The sequence below is a fragment of the Pedobacter deserti genome, assembly GCF_024436415.1.
Classification (GTDB): domain Bacteria; phylum Bacteroidota; class Bacteroidia; order Sphingobacteriales; family Sphingobacteriaceae; genus Pedobacter; species Pedobacter faecalis.
Window position 1 is genome coordinate 1,270,460 of sequence record NZ_JAFMZQ010000001.1, and the last position, 14,699, is coordinate 1,285,158.

Consider the following 14,699-nt stretch of genomic DNA (forward strand, 5'->3'; position numbering starts at 1 on the left):
AGCTGAGATGAGTATTTCTACCACGAGTATAAAGCGGCCGGTACTGGCCATTGTGATGAACTTGATGATTCTCCTGTTCGGGATCATCGGCTATACGTTTCTCGGCGTAAGGGAGTTTCCCAACATCGAGCCAACCGTAGTGTCTGTGCGGACTTCCTATCCGGGTGCAAATTCTGATATCATTGAATCCCAAATAACAGAGCCGCTGGAAAAATCCATTAATGGTATCGACGGAATCAGGAACATCACTTCGTCCAGTAATCAGGGTTCCAGCAACATCACCATAGAGTTCAATCTCGATAAAAATATTGATGACGCGGCAAATGATGTGCGCGACAAGGTTTCGCAGGCAGCCAGAAGTTTGCCAAAGGATATCGACGGAAATCCGGTGGTGAGTAAAGCGGATGACAATTCCGATGCGGTGATTACCATGACCGTGCAAAGCGACAAACGGAACGTGATGGAGCTTAGCGACTATGCTGAAAATGTGATTGCAGATCGTTTGCAAACCATCACAGGAGTTAGCAGTGTGCGCATCATGGGTCAGCGTAAATATGCCATGCGCATACGTATAGCCCCCGATAAGCTGGCTGCTTACGGGCTTACCTCTCAGGATATCGTCAATGCACTGAACCAGGAGAATGTTGAATTGCCTTCAGGCCGCATCACCGGAGCCAATACGGAACTCACGGTCAAAACGCTTGGAAAGCTGACTAATGAACAGCAGTTCAATGACCTGATCCTTAAATCCGACTCGGGAAGTCTTGTGCGCCTGAGCGATATCGGATATGCGGAACTGGCATCAGAGAATGAAGAAACCGTGCTACGCGAGTCAGGAAAGCCCATGGTGGCGGTCGGATTGATTCCGCAGCCTGGAGCTAACTACCTCGATATTTCAAAGGAATTTGACCGCCGTTTTGAAGAACTGCAAAAAGATATCCCTAAAGACATCAAACTAAATATTTCGCTGGATACGACGAAGTTTATCAAGCAATCCGTTACCGAGGTTGCGGAAACGATAGTCCTTTCGTTAATTCTGGTTATACTCATCATCTACCTGTTCTTTCGTGATTGGGCCATTGCATTTCGACCCCTTATTGATATACCGGTATCGCTGATCTTTACCTTCTTTATCATGTATATTTTTGGGTTTTCGATCAACGTACTGTCGCTTTTGGCTATTGTACTTGCCACTGGGCTTGTTGTTGACGACGGTATTGTGGTTACAGAAAACATCTTTAAAAAGATTGAAGAAGGCTACTCGCCCTTTGAAGCGGCAATAAAGGGGTCTAATGAAATTTTTTTCGCGGTAATCTCCATATCTATAACGCTTGCCGCAGTATTCCTTCCGGTCATCTTTCTCGAGGGATTTGTCGGGCGGCTGTTCCGCGAGTTCGGTGTGGTGATAGGTGCGGCGGTGCTGATCTCCGCTTTCGTGTCCCTTACCCTTACTCCAATGCTGAACGCCTATCTGATGAAAAAGAGCGGGCATAAAAAGACCAGGTTTTATGAGGCTACGGAACCCTACTTTGTAAAACTAAACGATGGTTATGCCGAGCGGCTTGATAAGTTTCTCGCCAGAAAATGGCTTGCTGTTCCTATTCTGCTTGTATGCGTTGGTCTGATCGTATTATTTTGGAACATTATACCGAAAGAGACCGCCCCATACGATGACCGGAGCGCAATAAATATGAATATCTCTACACCCGAGGGCTCCTCGTTTGCTTATACCGATCGCTTTATGGGTAAAATCGTCGACATGATCAATGATTCTGTTCCCGAAAAGAAAGTCAATATCACCATCACCTCGCCTGGGTTTGGTGGGGGGTCAACAAACAGCGGTTTTGTAAGAATGGGATTGGTGGATCCTGGCGACCGCGAGCGTTCCCAGGCGGAGATTGCCGCGAAACTCACTTCGATTACCAGGAAATATACAGAGGGCAAAGCGGTGGTTACCCAGCAGCCTACCATTTCCGTGGGTCGGCGCGGGGGCTTGCCTATCAACTATATCATTCAGGCACAGAATTTTGAAAAATTGCGTGAAAAGCTGCCTGTCTTTATGGAGGAGGTAAGCAAAGACCCTACGTTTACCACCTCAGACGTAAACCTGAAATTTAACAAGCCTGAAATCAACCTGACGATAGACCGTGACAAAGCTAAGGCGCTAGGTGTTTCTGCTGCGGATATCGGTACCGCATTGCAGCTTGGCCTGAGCGGTCAGCGATTCTCCTATTTCTTTATGGACGGCAAACAGTATCAGGTAATCGGTCAGTTTGAAGCAAGCGAACGCAAAGCTCCGCTCGATCTCAGTTCCGTTTACGTGAGAAATAGCCGCAACCAGCTCATTCAGCTCGATAACGTCGTTACTGCCGAAGAGCAGAGCAGTCCCCCGCAATTATACCGGAACAACCGGTTCATTTCGGCCACCGTTTCCGCAGGCTTGTCGCCGGGCAATAGTATTGGTGATGGTCTTGAGGCCATGGACCGGATCTCGGAGAAGGTACTCGACGAGTCATTTTCAACCGATCTTGGGGGCGAATCAAGGGATTTCAAAGAAAGTTCTTCAAACACGTTGTTTGCCTTCCTGCTAGCCTTGCTGCTGGTATATCTGATACTGTCTGCGCAGTTTGAGAGTTTTATCGATCCGGTAATTATTATTCTCACGGTTCCGATGGCGGTGGCGGGAGCATTTCTGTCCTTGTGGCTGTTCGGCCAGAGCTGGAATATCTTCAGTCAGATCGGCACCATTATGCTTATCGGGCTTGTAACGAAAAACGGTATCTTGATTGTCGAATTTGCCAATCAGCTTAAGGAGCAGGGCAAGAGTGTTAAGGAGGCGATCAGGGAAGCATCTGTGTCTAGGCTAAGGCCTATTCTTATGACAAGTTTAGCGATTGCCATTGGTGCCTTGCCAATTGCTATGGCCCTAGGTGCGGCTGCTAAAAGCAGGATGGGCATGGGTATCGTAATTGTGGGCGGAACCACTTTTTCTCTGATCCTTACGCTTTTCGTTATTCCGGCCATCTATACCTATTGGTCAAAAGAACATAAAGCCAATGCCGATCTGGAGGCATCGCTTAAAACGGCCTTGGCAAATGAAGCGGACGCAAACATAAAAAGGGATCAACATGCGGGTTAACAAACTTCTATTAGTTTCTTGTTTAGCTATCTCGTGCTTCGCAATTTCGGGATATTCACAAGAGCGTTTATCGCTTCGAGAAGCGGTGAGTATTGCATTGGAAAACAACTACGATATCAAGCTCGTAAATAATGATCTGGAGATAGCCAGGAATAACGTAAATCCAGGGAATGCCGGCATGCTGCCACGCGTAGAAGGTACCTTTAGCGAAGGTGCGGGCAGACAAAATATTACAAGGACGCAAAGTAACGGTAATGAGCAAAGTCTGAGCGGCGTGCGCAATACCAATATGAGTTATGGCGTGGCTTTGGGCTGGACCATTTTCGATGGCCTGCAGATGTTCACGAACTATGAGCGGCTGAAGGAGCTGGAAAAGCAAGGAGAGGTGAATTCAAGAGCCGCAATATTGTCGACCATCAGCGCTGTGGTTAGCAGCTACTATACCGTGTTAAAAGAGCAAAAACTGGTGTCGGCCAGAGACAGCGCTATCGATGTATCTACACTAAGATTGCAGATAGCTGATAACAAACTAAGCCTGGGAAGGGGCTCTAAGCTGGATGTGCTTACTGCGCAGGTCGACTATAACACAGATACCGCTGCCTACCTTCAGGAACTGAATTTGCTGAAAGATGCCAGAACCGAACTCAACAGAATACTGGCCCGTGATCTGAATATAGCATTTGAAGTTGATGAAGACATTCAGATCAATGCCGCACTGGACTACACAGCCCTTACCAGTCAAACGGAACAGCTCAATCCCGCTCTTCAAAATGCATTCATCAATAAGAAAATCGCAGAACTTAACCTAAAACAGATCAAAGGGCAGCGCTATCCGGTTATAGGTGTAAATGGCGGATATGATGTTCAACGTAATACCAGTCCGACCGGCTTTAACATAGCTACACGTGCCAACGGTTTCACTTATGGGGTTACGGCCAGCATCAACATTTTCAACGGTTTTTTGCAGCGGCAAAACGAGCGGAACGCAAAAGTGCAGATCAATTCCTCTGAGCTTAGTCTTGAGCAAACCCGCCAAAATATCGGCGCACAATTACTTAATGCTTACCAGGATTATCGGACAAATCTGGACATCTTGAAGGTACAAAGCAATAACGTGGATGTGGCCAAACAAAGTCTGGATATTACGCTTGAGAAATACCGGCTTGGAAGCATTGCCCCGCTGGAACTCCGTGAAGCGCAACGGAACTATATCGACGCAGTCGCCCGACATCTCGAGGCTGAACATCAGGCCAAGCTTACGGAAGTGGCTCTTCAAGAGATCAGCGGCACGCTAAGTATCCAATAATTTGCTATTTTTATGGCATGATACTCGTAGCAGACAGTGGCTCTTCAAAAACGGACTGGATTGGTTACAGTCCGGATGAAAAACTCGTTTTCAGTACACAGGGCATTAATCCTTACTTTTTGAATGCCCATGATATTTACAAAATACTTGCTAAAAAAAAGGAGTTGGCTGCATATGTGGATAAGGTCCGGGAAATCTACTTCTTTGGAGCAGGCTGTTCGTCGCCCGACAAGATAGAAGTCATGTCTAACGGAATATCGAGCTTTTTTACCAACGCCTACGTGGCTGTCGAGCACGATCTCCTCGGTTCAGCATTTGCAACCTGCGGCGACAAAGAAGGGCTTACGTGCATTCTAGGTACGGGGTCAAACATATGCTATTTCGATGGAGCGGATGTGCATAGCGGTTCACACGGATTGGGTTATGCTTTGGGGGATGAAGGCTCAGGAACCAGTTTCGGCAGGAAGCTGATTACCAGCTATCTTTACGGACAAATGCCGCCTGAATTAGGGATTGAACTTGCTCAGAAATATGATATAAATAAAGAGTCGGTGATTACCAATGTGTATCAGCGGCCCTCGGCAAATATCTATCTGGCTTCCATAAGTAAGTTTATGGCGGCGCATTTAGATCACCCTTTTATACAAACTATACTGAGAGAGGGTTTTCAGGAATTTGTAGACACAAACATTAAAGACTATCCCGACTATAAGAACCTCGACTGCCATTTTGTTGGCTCCATAGCCTATTATTATCAGGATGTCCTGAAAGCTGTTTGCGAGGCGAACGGCGTAAAAGTTGGTAAGATCCTTCAAAAGCCAATTGAAGAAATCTATCATTACATACTCAAACGTGAAGGCATCCTTATCTGAACTTAACGGCGATTTCTGTCTTTAGGCTGTTTTAATTTTTTAGCGCCATATAAGGCGCCAGCCAGCAGCAGGAAGCCCGTTCCTCCGTCCAGCGGAACATCCGGATCTCCCCCTGGCAGTCCCGGGTCTTCTGGTTGTGCCATCAACGCCGTTGTTGCACATAGCAAGCAAATCAATAATATCCTTTTCATTGGCCAAGTCTATGGATTAATCCAACAAGCTAGAAACAGGCAGCTGATATTAACCGGATATATCCGGTTAATATTTGGTGTGGGTATCCCGGGGCCACTAAGTTTCTGCACTTTTCAATTGTATGTGTAGAATTAAACTTTTTGCATTGCTATGGCTGTTGCCGTCTTTATTATCCGCTCAGTCATGGATGGCTGGTTACGAGTTCAGGAAGAAGATCACCTTTGATAAGACGAGATTTGAAGGGGAGTTTAAAAACACAAGCTCGGGTCAGACCTATTATGACATCAGCGACCTCGTTATGCTCCTGGAGATTGAGGATGATGTGCTTAAATATCAAGTACCCGCTGTATGCGAGGGCGCTGTATATGACCTGCAGGGAAGGAACATTGCGTTTGCCACAGCAGAAGCCCCTGCCGCAAAGCTTAATTTTCAAATTGAGTCGTACGACCATTTAACCGGGAAATATCGTTTTTGGGTGCGCGTACCTAGCCTTTCTGCTGCGAAATCACCCACGCCGCCAACCTCCGTCTATCTTTACTATTCAGGCAAGGACCTGCATGAAAGTCGCTCTGAAGATGGCTTGAATACCTGGAACTCCACGTATGACGGGGTATGGCACATGGATGGGGAACGACATGATTTTGGCAGCAGGGATCAGAAATCTGTAAGCGCGCATAGAGACCTGAGCGGTGAGGGTTTTAGCCTGTCCGATGTTGTAGAAGGCAAGGTTGGTAGAGCCACACGGTTCAATGGAACCAATCAGTTCTTGCAAACGCAGGGGAATACAAGTAGCAGTTTTACTTTTATGGCTTGGATTAAATGGGAGGGAGGCAACGATGTCCAGGTTATTGCAGGCAATGATAGTCTGGCCCGAATGGGTTGGAAGCTGCAGATAAATCCAGACGGAAGGCTGGAACTGATCACCTACCGTACGGCCAGCCAGGTTTTTTCCAGAATGTCCACCCAGATCCTAAGTCCAGGCGTATGGACGCATATCGCATGCTATTATTCGGTTACCGGCACAAACAGCAGCAGCGCCGGCATTTATATTAACGGGTCAACCTCAGGTTCGGTATCAAGTACCGCGCTTCGTATGACTGCATCCGGCGGCTCGCTTTATGTAGGAAAAGGGAAAAGCGGAGGCTTCTATTTTAAAGGCCTCGTCGACGAGGTTCGGTTATTTAACACGGCGCTACCCGGTTATATGATCCGCAACAGCTATATAGCGCAAGGCCAGCATCAAAGTAATTTTTATATTGGGAAAGAAGAGCGCGACCCAACTTGGATCACCTTTAGGGGTGTAGTAAGCACCGATTGGAATATATCGGGCAATTGGGTCGACAACAAGAGACCGGATTCCCAGAGCAAGATCTGTATCTCTGCCGGCAGTCTGGCAAGGATCAACGCTCCGGCAGTCCTTGGCAGACTTCGGCTTGATAGCGGCGCGCGAATTTCGGTTGGCGCTGATCTTCAGTTAAATTGCAGCGTTCGCCTGGGGCTCGATGCCGCTATTGAGGTCGACGATGACCGAAAGCTAACTTTGTCGGGCGAAGGCTCGAGGCTGGAAGGCCCCGGCACTTTACGGGCGTCTGGCCTCGTCGTAAATGCCGCTTATCCAGGGGCTGAGGTTCGATTGGAAAGTGAGGTATACGTATCCGGGAAACTTGAACTTTCAAGAGGCGTGCTTAACGCTAACGGTTATCTTACCCTTTTGGCCGGCCCGGACGGCGCGGCGCGGCTAGGCCCGGTCGCGGTACCAGAGCAAGCTGTCATCCGTGGTAACGTTCATGTTCAGCAGTATATCGACGGGTCGTTCCCTTCACCGTCCAGCGGCCGCGGCTGGCGCTTGTTAAGTTCGCCTGTTTACCATAACAGTAACATGACGTACGGATTTGAAGTGCTGAAAGATGCCGTGTTTATCACCGGATCTGGAGGCCAAAGCAACGGTTTCGACCCATCTCCAAATAACGGCGCTACCATCTACACACACGACCAGTCACTTCCCGGAACACTTGCCCAAAAATATAAACCCATAACGGGGATGTCGACTCACGTACCTCTCGGACGCGGTTTTTACCTATACTCCAGGGGCAGCAGGTTGACCCCCAATGCCTACGAAAAGCAAATTGCGGCAGCGCCTTTTATGAACCCGGAACCCTACGTCCTCACCTATACAGGCCAGCTGTTTACCGGGTCGTTCACCGTACCCTGTTTCAGGAGTGGTGCGGTGGGCGACGGCGATGGCTTCAATCTTGTCGGCAATCCATACGCTTCGCCCGTTACCTGGGGGGCATTGACCAAAGTAAACCTTCAGGATGCGGTATGGCTGTTCGATCCTCAAAACAATGCGTATTATGTTACCAATGATCCGCAGGCCAGGATACCGGCCGGAACCGGTTTCTTTGTGCGGGTAAAAGAGGGTTTTTCTTCCGGAAGTCTCGGATTCACGGAATCTTCCAAAGAAGAGAGCGCTCCGAAGCTCAACCAAAGCCTTACAATTACGCTGAGAAGGGCATCCTTTTCACAACCATTGCATATCAATATTGTCGACAAACCTAATGACGTTCCCAAAAGCAACAGCGCCGTGAAGGTTGGCGAAGGCTTTGTGAGTTTGGCGAGTAAAAGGGCAGGGAAACGTTTCTCGGTAGACGAACTGGTGTCGGAGGCCGACAGTGCTGACAACATCCATCTTGAGGTGTATGGATTTGAGACAGGAAATTATGAACTTCATTTTAAGACGGGGGAGCTCCCGGGAGGCCGTATGCTGGAATTGCATGACCACTATAAGAAGACAGCTACGGTTCTTAAAGCATCTGATTCCATAGTCACTTTCGATATCGATCTGCAGAAGCCCGAAAGTTTCGGTGGGGACCGATTTACACTCAGAATGCGCAGGTCAACTCCCGTTTCAGGAAACAAAGCCGTCGCGCAGTATTTTGTTGCCTACCCAAATCCCGCGAAAGAAATGCTGCATGTGAAAGTCAGGATGGCTCTGCAAAACGCGACTGCCAGGCTGAGCGATCTGCTCGGCAACACAGTGGTCAGCCAATCCTTAGGCGCTCTGGGGGCAGATTCTGAATTTGTGCTCTACATCGGGGGACTGCAAAAGGGGATATATCTTGTCCAATTGTTCGATCGTGGTAAGCGCATCGGGAAAGCCGCCAAAATCATAAAGGAGTGAGTTATTTGTCGGGATATAAGGTATAGGAAATGTAATGCGTTTCTGTCCATTTGGCGCGTTTGATGACCATCTTAGTCGGATAATTTTGCTCGTTATATTCATAGCTGATCGCCATATTATCCTCTGCTTTTTCCGTGCTCTGGTAACTTAATATATTATGCGTTGGAGCAGTGAAGAGAAGATCTCCGTAAAGCAGGTAGATCAGAAAGCCATCCGACACATTTTTAAAAATCGAATTTTTTTCGTCGTATGTTAAGCTGTGTTGTATGCTCCCGGTGTTCGCCTTCCCTGTGATGGTAGCAATGGCTCCGTTGGCGAGATATGTAAAGGAGTTCTGTAAGGTTAGCGTGTTGGCTGCATCATAGATCTCGCTTTCCGTAAGTCGGCCAGCGGTATTGAAAGTCAGCTTATCCTGGCTCAACAGGCTATAAACATTGCCAGTCAGCCGGAATCTTGTCACCGCAGTTGGTGTAAGCTTAGCATTACGTTTTATACCGTTTTCCTGTACGGTGTTATTCCCTTGTACAATTTCACAGATATAAAGCAATGTGTCGTTTTTGTACCTGAAATGGTAGCTCGTGCCGGTCGACTTGCTAATGCTTTTAAGCCGTCTGCTCCCCGGGATGTATTCAAACGTTGTGGTAAGCTGTCCGTATACGATTTTCGAAGGCAACAGCAAGTGTTTTACTGACGTTTCTGTATCAGGTGTTTCCTTATCCTCCGTTTCAGGATCACGCTCCTTAGTCTGTTTCTTGCAGGCGGCCAGGAGCATTAAAAAACACAGTGCAAAACTGGCCGACCGAATGGTGTGGTTCATAGCGACAGGGTTTATATCGCCGCTAATATATTTAGAAGCAGCAGCGCAGACCACATCCTAACCGGATATATCCGGTTAGGATCATACACCCCTACTTTTCAGATACTACCATACTTTGTCTGGGCTGCTGTTAAACATGTCTTTGACATAAAGCGCCACCTCGTCCTCTTCCGGTGCCGTCCGTAAGTGCCGCACAAGTTGTTCATTCCAACTGCTGATCGCCTGCTCAAGACTTTCGCCGGTGCCAAATATTCCGGAGTCCCGGTCGGGGCCGAGCAGACAATAATACCTGTCTTGCTCCTTCCAAACCAAAGGTTGCAGTTCCCTGGCCGTTTCAGGAAGCGTTTCATCCTCAAAGTCGACCGTTACTTTCAAGGACTCATCGATGTTCATTTGTTTCATTTCTTTAGGATTGAGCTTCTAGAACAGTTCGGCTTTGGCACTTGTTTAATATTTTGTATATTGCTGTAGGTAGTCCTTCTCTTTCTCGCAATGACTACAACGGCCAAATTAAAACGATGCAATTATGTCTGCTACGATAACAAGAGTGTTCGATTTGCTTAAACACAACCGGATAAATTTCCCGAAAAACAACTTTGTGTGCGGAAAGATCAGGGGCGAATGGGTGAATTACAGCACGGAGATGTTCTGTGAACTAAGTGACAACCTGAGCAGAGGCTTGATTGCATCTGGCGTGAAAAAGGGCGACCGGATTGCGGTGATGTCACCGAACCGTCCTGAGTGGAATATCACGGATTTTGCGATCATGCAGATCGGTGCTTATCAAGTTCCGCTTTATCCGACACTACCTGATCATGACGTCCGCTTCATACTCGAAAATGCGGAAGTGAGCATGGTGTTCGTAGCCGACGGATCGTTATATAGCAAGGTTAAATCGGCCTGCGAGCTGTGCCGCCGGGAGATAGCGATTTATAGTTTTGACGAAGTTGCAGAGGTCCCTGATTGGAAGAGACTGGTCGCCGAGGGCCAGATGCAAAGCGACATCGACCTGGAAAGCTACCGGGAAGAAGTAAAACCCGAGGATATCCTTACATTGATATATACTTCCGGTACTACCGGAACACCGAAGGGTGTAATGCTTACACACAACAACCTTGTCAAAAATTTCCAGAATTCAGCTGTATTGCTACCGGCAGGTATCGGCTCTGCGCTTAGCTTTCTGCCGCTATCTCACATATTTGAAAGGATGGTTGTATACCTCTACATGTATAATGGCACGGCCGTTTACTATGCAGAAAGTATGGAGACCATCGTGGCCGATATACAGCATGTAAAGCCAAATGCCTTCTCCACTGTACCGCGCCTGCTTGAGAAGGTCTATGACAAGATTATGGAAAAAGGCAAAGAGCTTGCTGGCTTAAAAAAGAATATCTTTTTCTGGTCGCTGGCCCTGGCAGAAAAGTTTGAACTGCAGCGAGGCTGGATGTACCGGGCGCAATTAGGGATAGCCCGTAAGCTGGTCTTCAAGAAATGGCAGGCTGCACTGGGCGGCAATATCGTCGTGATCATTTCCGGCGGCGCCGCATTAAACGCCCGGCTTGCCCGGATCTTCTGGGCCGCGGGCATGCCTGTTTTTGAGGGCTATGGACTTACAGAAACGTCGCCCGTAATCACGGTAAACTACTTTGGTCATACTATGTTCGGAACCGTCGGGCCGCCTATCAACGGTGTTGAGGTGAAGATTGCAGATGATGGTGAGGTGCTTGTACGCGGTCATGCCGTGATGAAGGGATATTATGGAAGAGAGGATCTGACTGCCGAAACCATAGATGCGGAGGGTTGGTTTCACACCGGTGACATCGGGGAGCTATTAGAAGGAGGTTTTCTGAAGATAACCGACCGTAAAAAAGAGATGTTTAAAACGGCGGGGGGCAAATACATTGCACCTCAGATCATAGAGAACAAATTTAAGGAAGCGCCATTGCTGGAACAGGTGATGGTGCTCGGAGAGAATCGCAAGTTTCCGATGGCCCTTATTGTGCCGAACTTTACAGCATTGCGCAACTGGGCTGCAAAAAAGGGTATCGAATACACCTCAGATGCCCAAATGGTCAGCCATCCGGTGGTGGTCGACAAGTTTAACCGCGTTGTCGAAGAAACGTGTAAAGACTTCGGCAAATGGGAGCGGGTAAAACGCTTTGCTTTACTGCCGAAGCTGTGGACCATAGATGGCGGTGAGCTCACCCCTAAGCTTAGCCTGAAGAGGAAAGTGATTCTGGAGAAATTTAAAGATGAAATAGAGCGGGTTTACCTGGACGCTGAGCACTATCGTGCGGAAGAAAATTCAACCCCGCATTGAGCCGTTTACCTTAAAATTGGTATTGTAATCAACGATTTTATTGATTAGCTTTGTTATGCAAGCATAATATAAATGAAACAGCAGGATACGGTTGACTATTATTTGAAGGTAGTTTGGCAAAACATGGCAAACATGTATAACCAGGTCGCCTCTGGCTTTGGGATTACTCAGGCTATCGGGTATGTGCTCATTAATATTGAAAAAGAGGGTACTCCGGTTACGCAACTTGCAGGTATGCTGGGTGTAAAAGCAACCAGCCTGTCTAGAATGCTCAACAATATGGAGGAGCTCGACCTGATTTACCGTGAAACCTCGGATGGAGATAAGCGTTCCGTCAAGGTATATCTCACCGATTTTGGTCGCGACAAGCGGCAGGAGGCAAGGGATGTTGTCGTGAAGTTTAATGAATACCTGAACGAGAATCTCAGCATTAATGAAAAGCAGGGCCTGATTAAAACCTTGCAGAAACTGAATAAACTGACGTCGGCTTATCCGATCAATTCGTTATATCATGAACAAGAAAATAAATAGTGTAGCTGTTCTGGGTTCCGGAATTATGGGATCACGCATTGCCTGTCACTTTGCAAACATCGGTGTGCAGGTACTGTTGCTTGATATCCCCGCTAAGGATGGTGCAAAAAACGGCATTGTAGACGCAGCTTTACAGAACACACTTCAATCTAGTCCTTCGCCGGTATATTCCAAAAAGGTTGTTCAGAAGATTGCAACAGGCAATTTTCAAGATGATATGCCTAAACTCGCTAGCTGTGACTGGATTATAGAGGTAGTTGTTGAAAATCTTGAGATCAAAAGATCAGTTTTCGATCAGGTAGAGCAATACAGAAAAGCAGGAACACTGGTTACATCCAATACCTCTGGCATCCCTATACGTTTGATGGCTGAGGGACGCAGTGATGATTTTAAGGCGCATTTTTGCGGCACACATTTTTTTAATCCACCGCGTTACCTGCGCTTGCTCGAGGTTATCCCCACTTCTTATACAAAACAGGATGTTGTCGATTTCCTGATGGCATATGGAGATAAGTTTTTGGGTAAAACAACGGTCTTATGTAAGGATACCCCCGCCTTTATAGCTAACCGGGTTGGTGTGTATTCTATAATGGCCTTGCTGCACCTGATCGAAAAAATGGGACTTACCGTAGAGGAGGTAGACAAATTTACCGGTCCAGCCCTGGGCAGACCTAAATCGGCGACCTTTCGTACTACCGACGTAGTAGGGCTCGACACCATGATTAAAGTGGCCAAGGGTCTTTACGATAATGTGCCGGGCGATAAGGCTCACGAACTCTTCAAACTTCCGGCCTATGTGCAGCAGATGGAAATCAACCAGTGGCTGGGCGACAAGACGGGGCAGGGTTTTTACAAGAAGACTAAAACCGCCGAGGGGAAGACTGAGATTCTGGCGCTGGATTTAAAAACGCTGGAATATCGTCCGCAGGTTAAAGTTAAGTCCGCTACGCTCGACCTGGTCAAGCCGGTAGATAACGTGCGGGAGCGTATGAAAATTTTTGCTGCAGGAAAGGACAAGGCTGCTGATTTATTCCGGGCATCCTTTTTCGGACTGTTCGAATATGTGTCTGACCGGATTCCCGAGATATCGGACGAGCTGTACCGCATTGATGATGCCATGAGATCCGGCTTCGGCTGGGAACTCGGGCCCTTTGAGGTTTGGGATGCTCTGGGCGTGGCGAATGCTCTGGAAGGGATGAAAGCTTATGGTCATGAAGCGGCTCCCTGGGTGCACGAAATGCTTGCTGCTGGTTATGAGCGTTTTTACAAAACGGAAAACGGCATAAGCAAATACTATGATATTGATGCGAAAGCCTACAAAGAATTACCCGGTGCCGCAGCTTTTGTCGTTCTCGACGATCTGAGGGCCAGTAAGCTGATTTGGAAAAATTCTGGAGCCTCCATTATCGATTTGGGCGACGGCATATTGAACGTCGAGTTCCATTCGAAGATGAACACTATCGGAGGCGATACTTTGCAGGCCATTAATAAGGCGATTGATATGGCCGAAAAGGAATACAGAGGTTTGGTCATAGGCAACGACGGGGCTAATTTTAGCGCTGGTGCTAATGTGGGAATGATTTTCCTGATGGCAGTTGAGCAGGAGTGGGATGAACTCAACCTTGCAGTCAGGATGTTTCAGAACACCTCCATGCGGATCAGATATTCATCTATACCCGTCGTGGTGGCCCCGCACAACCTTACGCTGGGCGGCGGCTGCGAATTCAGTTTGCACGCAGATCATGTGCAGCTATATGCCGAAACCTATATGGGGCTTGTTGAGTTTGGCGTAGGGGTCATTCCAGGGGGAGGCGGCACAAAAGAATTTGCGCTGCGTGCATCCGATGAATTCAAAGAAGACCAGATCGCGCAAAATGTGCTCAAAGATCGTTTCCTGACTATCGGGACAGCTAAAGTGTCTACCTCAGCTGTGGAGGCCGCTGAACTCGGATATCTGCTTAAGGATAAGTTTGCGATAACGATGAACCGAAGCCGGTTAATTGCCGATGCAAAAGCAAAAGCAATAGCTCTGGCAGAAGCAGGATATACCAGGCCCGTACCGAGGAGAGACATTAAAGTGCTGGGTAAGCAAGGGCTCGGCATCGTTTACGCGGGAGCAAATTCCATGTATTCAGGAAATTACATTTCTGAGCATGATAAGAAAATATCAGAGAAGCTGGGTTGGGTGATGTGCGGAGGCGATCTTTCTGTGCCAACCGAAGTGACAGAACAATACCTGCTTGATTTAGAGCGGGAGGCATTTCTTTCGCTCTGCGGTGAAAGAAAGACACTGGAGCGTATTCAAAGTATCGTAACAAAGGGTAAGCCCTTGCGCAATTAA

Annotated in this window: 10 protein-coding genes; 7 read left to right on the forward strand and 3 right to left on the reverse strand. The window is 47.7% G+C overall.

Annotation, left to right across the window (positions count from 1 at the left end):
* The first annotated feature begins 7 nt into the window (after positions 1–7).
* The 3 genes from J3P40_RS05700 to J3P40_RS05710 all read left to right on the forward strand — a co-directional run bounded on the left by J3P40_RS05700 (position 8) and on the right by J3P40_RS05710 (position 5,317).
* A complete protein-coding gene (locus J3P40_RS05700) occupies positions 8–3,139 on the forward strand; it encodes an efflux RND transporter permease subunit (protein WP_256003701.1) in 3,132 nt (1,043 codons plus the stop codon).
* An 85-nt stretch (positions 3,140–3,224) separates the two neighbouring features.
* Complete coding sequence (locus J3P40_RS05705) at positions 3,225–4,445, forward strand: TolC family protein (RefSeq protein WP_256003704.1); 1,221 nt, start codon at positions 3,225–3,227, stop codon at positions 4,443–4,445.
* 17 nt (positions 4,446–4,462) lie between these two features.
* Entirely contained in the window at positions 4,463–5,317 is an 855-nt protein-coding gene (locus tag J3P40_RS05710) for an N-acetylglucosamine kinase (protein ID WP_256003706.1), read from the forward strand.
* Positions 5,318–5,319: 2 nt separating this feature from the next.
* On the opposite strand, the gene J3P40_RS05715 is transcribed toward J3P40_RS05710, so the two are convergent.
* Complete coding sequence (locus J3P40_RS05715; protein ID WP_256003708.1) at positions 5,320–5,460, reverse strand: PID-CTERM protein-sorting domain-containing protein; 141 nt, start codon at positions 5,458–5,460, stop codon at positions 5,320–5,322.
* Between the two features lie 170 nt (positions 5,461–5,630).
* On the opposite strand from J3P40_RS05715, the gene J3P40_RS05720 reads away from it, so the two are divergent.
* Positions 5,631–8,690, forward strand: a complete 3,060-nt coding sequence (locus J3P40_RS05720) for a LamG-like jellyroll fold domain-containing protein (protein ID WP_256003709.1) — start codon at positions 5,631–5,633, stop codon at positions 8,688–8,690.
* A 1-nt stretch (position 8,691) separates the two neighbouring features.
* On the opposite strand, the gene J3P40_RS05725 is transcribed toward J3P40_RS05720, so the two are convergent.
* Both J3P40_RS05725 and J3P40_RS05730 read right to left on the reverse strand, forming a co-directional pair.
* Positions 8,692–9,507, reverse strand: a complete 816-nt coding sequence (locus J3P40_RS05725; RefSeq protein ID WP_256003710.1) for a hypothetical protein — start codon at positions 9,505–9,507, stop codon at positions 8,692–8,694.
* Between the two features lie 105 nt (positions 9,508–9,612).
* On the reverse strand, positions 9,613–9,909 hold the full coding sequence (locus tag J3P40_RS05730) for a hypothetical protein (protein ID WP_256003711.1): 297 nt from the start codon (positions 9,907–9,909) through the stop codon (positions 9,613–9,615).
* A 124-nt stretch (positions 9,910–10,033) separates the two neighbouring features.
* On the opposite strand from J3P40_RS05730, the gene J3P40_RS05735 reads away from it, so the two are divergent.
* The 3 genes from J3P40_RS05735 (at position 10,034) to J3P40_RS05745 (ending at position 14,699) form a co-directional block, all read left to right on the forward strand.
* Positions 10,034–11,827 carry an AMP-dependent synthetase/ligase gene (locus tag J3P40_RS05735; protein WP_256003712.1) on the forward strand — a complete coding sequence of 598 codons (1,794 nt, stop codon included), beginning with the start codon at positions 10,034–10,036 and terminating at the stop codon, positions 11,825–11,827.
* A 72-nt stretch (positions 11,828–11,899) separates the two neighbouring features.
* Entirely contained in the window at positions 11,900–12,358 is a 459-nt protein-coding gene (locus J3P40_RS05740) for a MarR family winged helix-turn-helix transcriptional regulator (RefSeq protein ID WP_256003713.1), read from the forward strand.
* Positions 12,339–14,699: a 3-hydroxyacyl-CoA dehydrogenase/enoyl-CoA hydratase family protein gene (locus J3P40_RS05745; protein ID WP_256003714.1), complete on the forward strand. Its 2,361-nt coding sequence runs from the start codon at positions 12,339–12,341 to the stop codon at positions 14,697–14,699. The genes J3P40_RS05740 and J3P40_RS05745 overlap by 20 nt, the downstream gene beginning before the upstream one ends.

Excerpts from the sequence above, each read along its gene's own strand:
- J3P40_RS05700 (WP_256003701.1), top strand. The coding sequence starts at position 8 with ATGAGTATTTCTACCACGAGTATAAAGCGGCCGGTACTGGCCATTGTG.
- J3P40_RS05710 (WP_256003706.1), top strand. The coding sequence starts at position 4,463 with ATGATACTCGTAGCAGACAGTGGCTCTTCAAAAACGGACTGGATTGGT.
- J3P40_RS05715 (WP_256003708.1), bottom strand. The coding sequence starts at position 5,460 with ATGGCACAACCAGAAGACCCGGGACTGCCAGGGGGAGATCCGGATGTT.
- J3P40_RS05720 (WP_256003709.1), top strand. The coding sequence starts at position 5,631 with ATGTGTAGAATTAAACTTTTTGCATTGCTATGGCTGTTGCCGTCTTTA.
- J3P40_RS05725 (WP_256003710.1), bottom strand. The coding sequence starts at position 9,507 with ATGAACCACACCATTCGGTCGGCCAGTTTTGCACTGTGTTTTTTAATG.
- J3P40_RS05730 (WP_256003711.1), bottom strand. The coding sequence starts at position 9,909 with ATGAAACAAATGAACATCGATGAGTCCTTGAAAGTAACGGTCGACTTT.
- J3P40_RS05735 (WP_256003712.1), top strand. The coding sequence starts at position 10,034 with ATGTCTGCTACGATAACAAGAGTGTTCGATTTGCTTAAACACAACCGG.
- J3P40_RS05740 (WP_256003713.1), top strand. The coding sequence starts at position 11,900 with ATGAAACAGCAGGATACGGTTGACTATTATTTGAAGGTAGTTTGGCAA.
- J3P40_RS05745 (WP_256003714.1), top strand. The coding sequence starts at position 12,339 with ATGAACAAGAAAATAAATAGTGTAGCTGTTCTGGGTTCCGGAATTATG.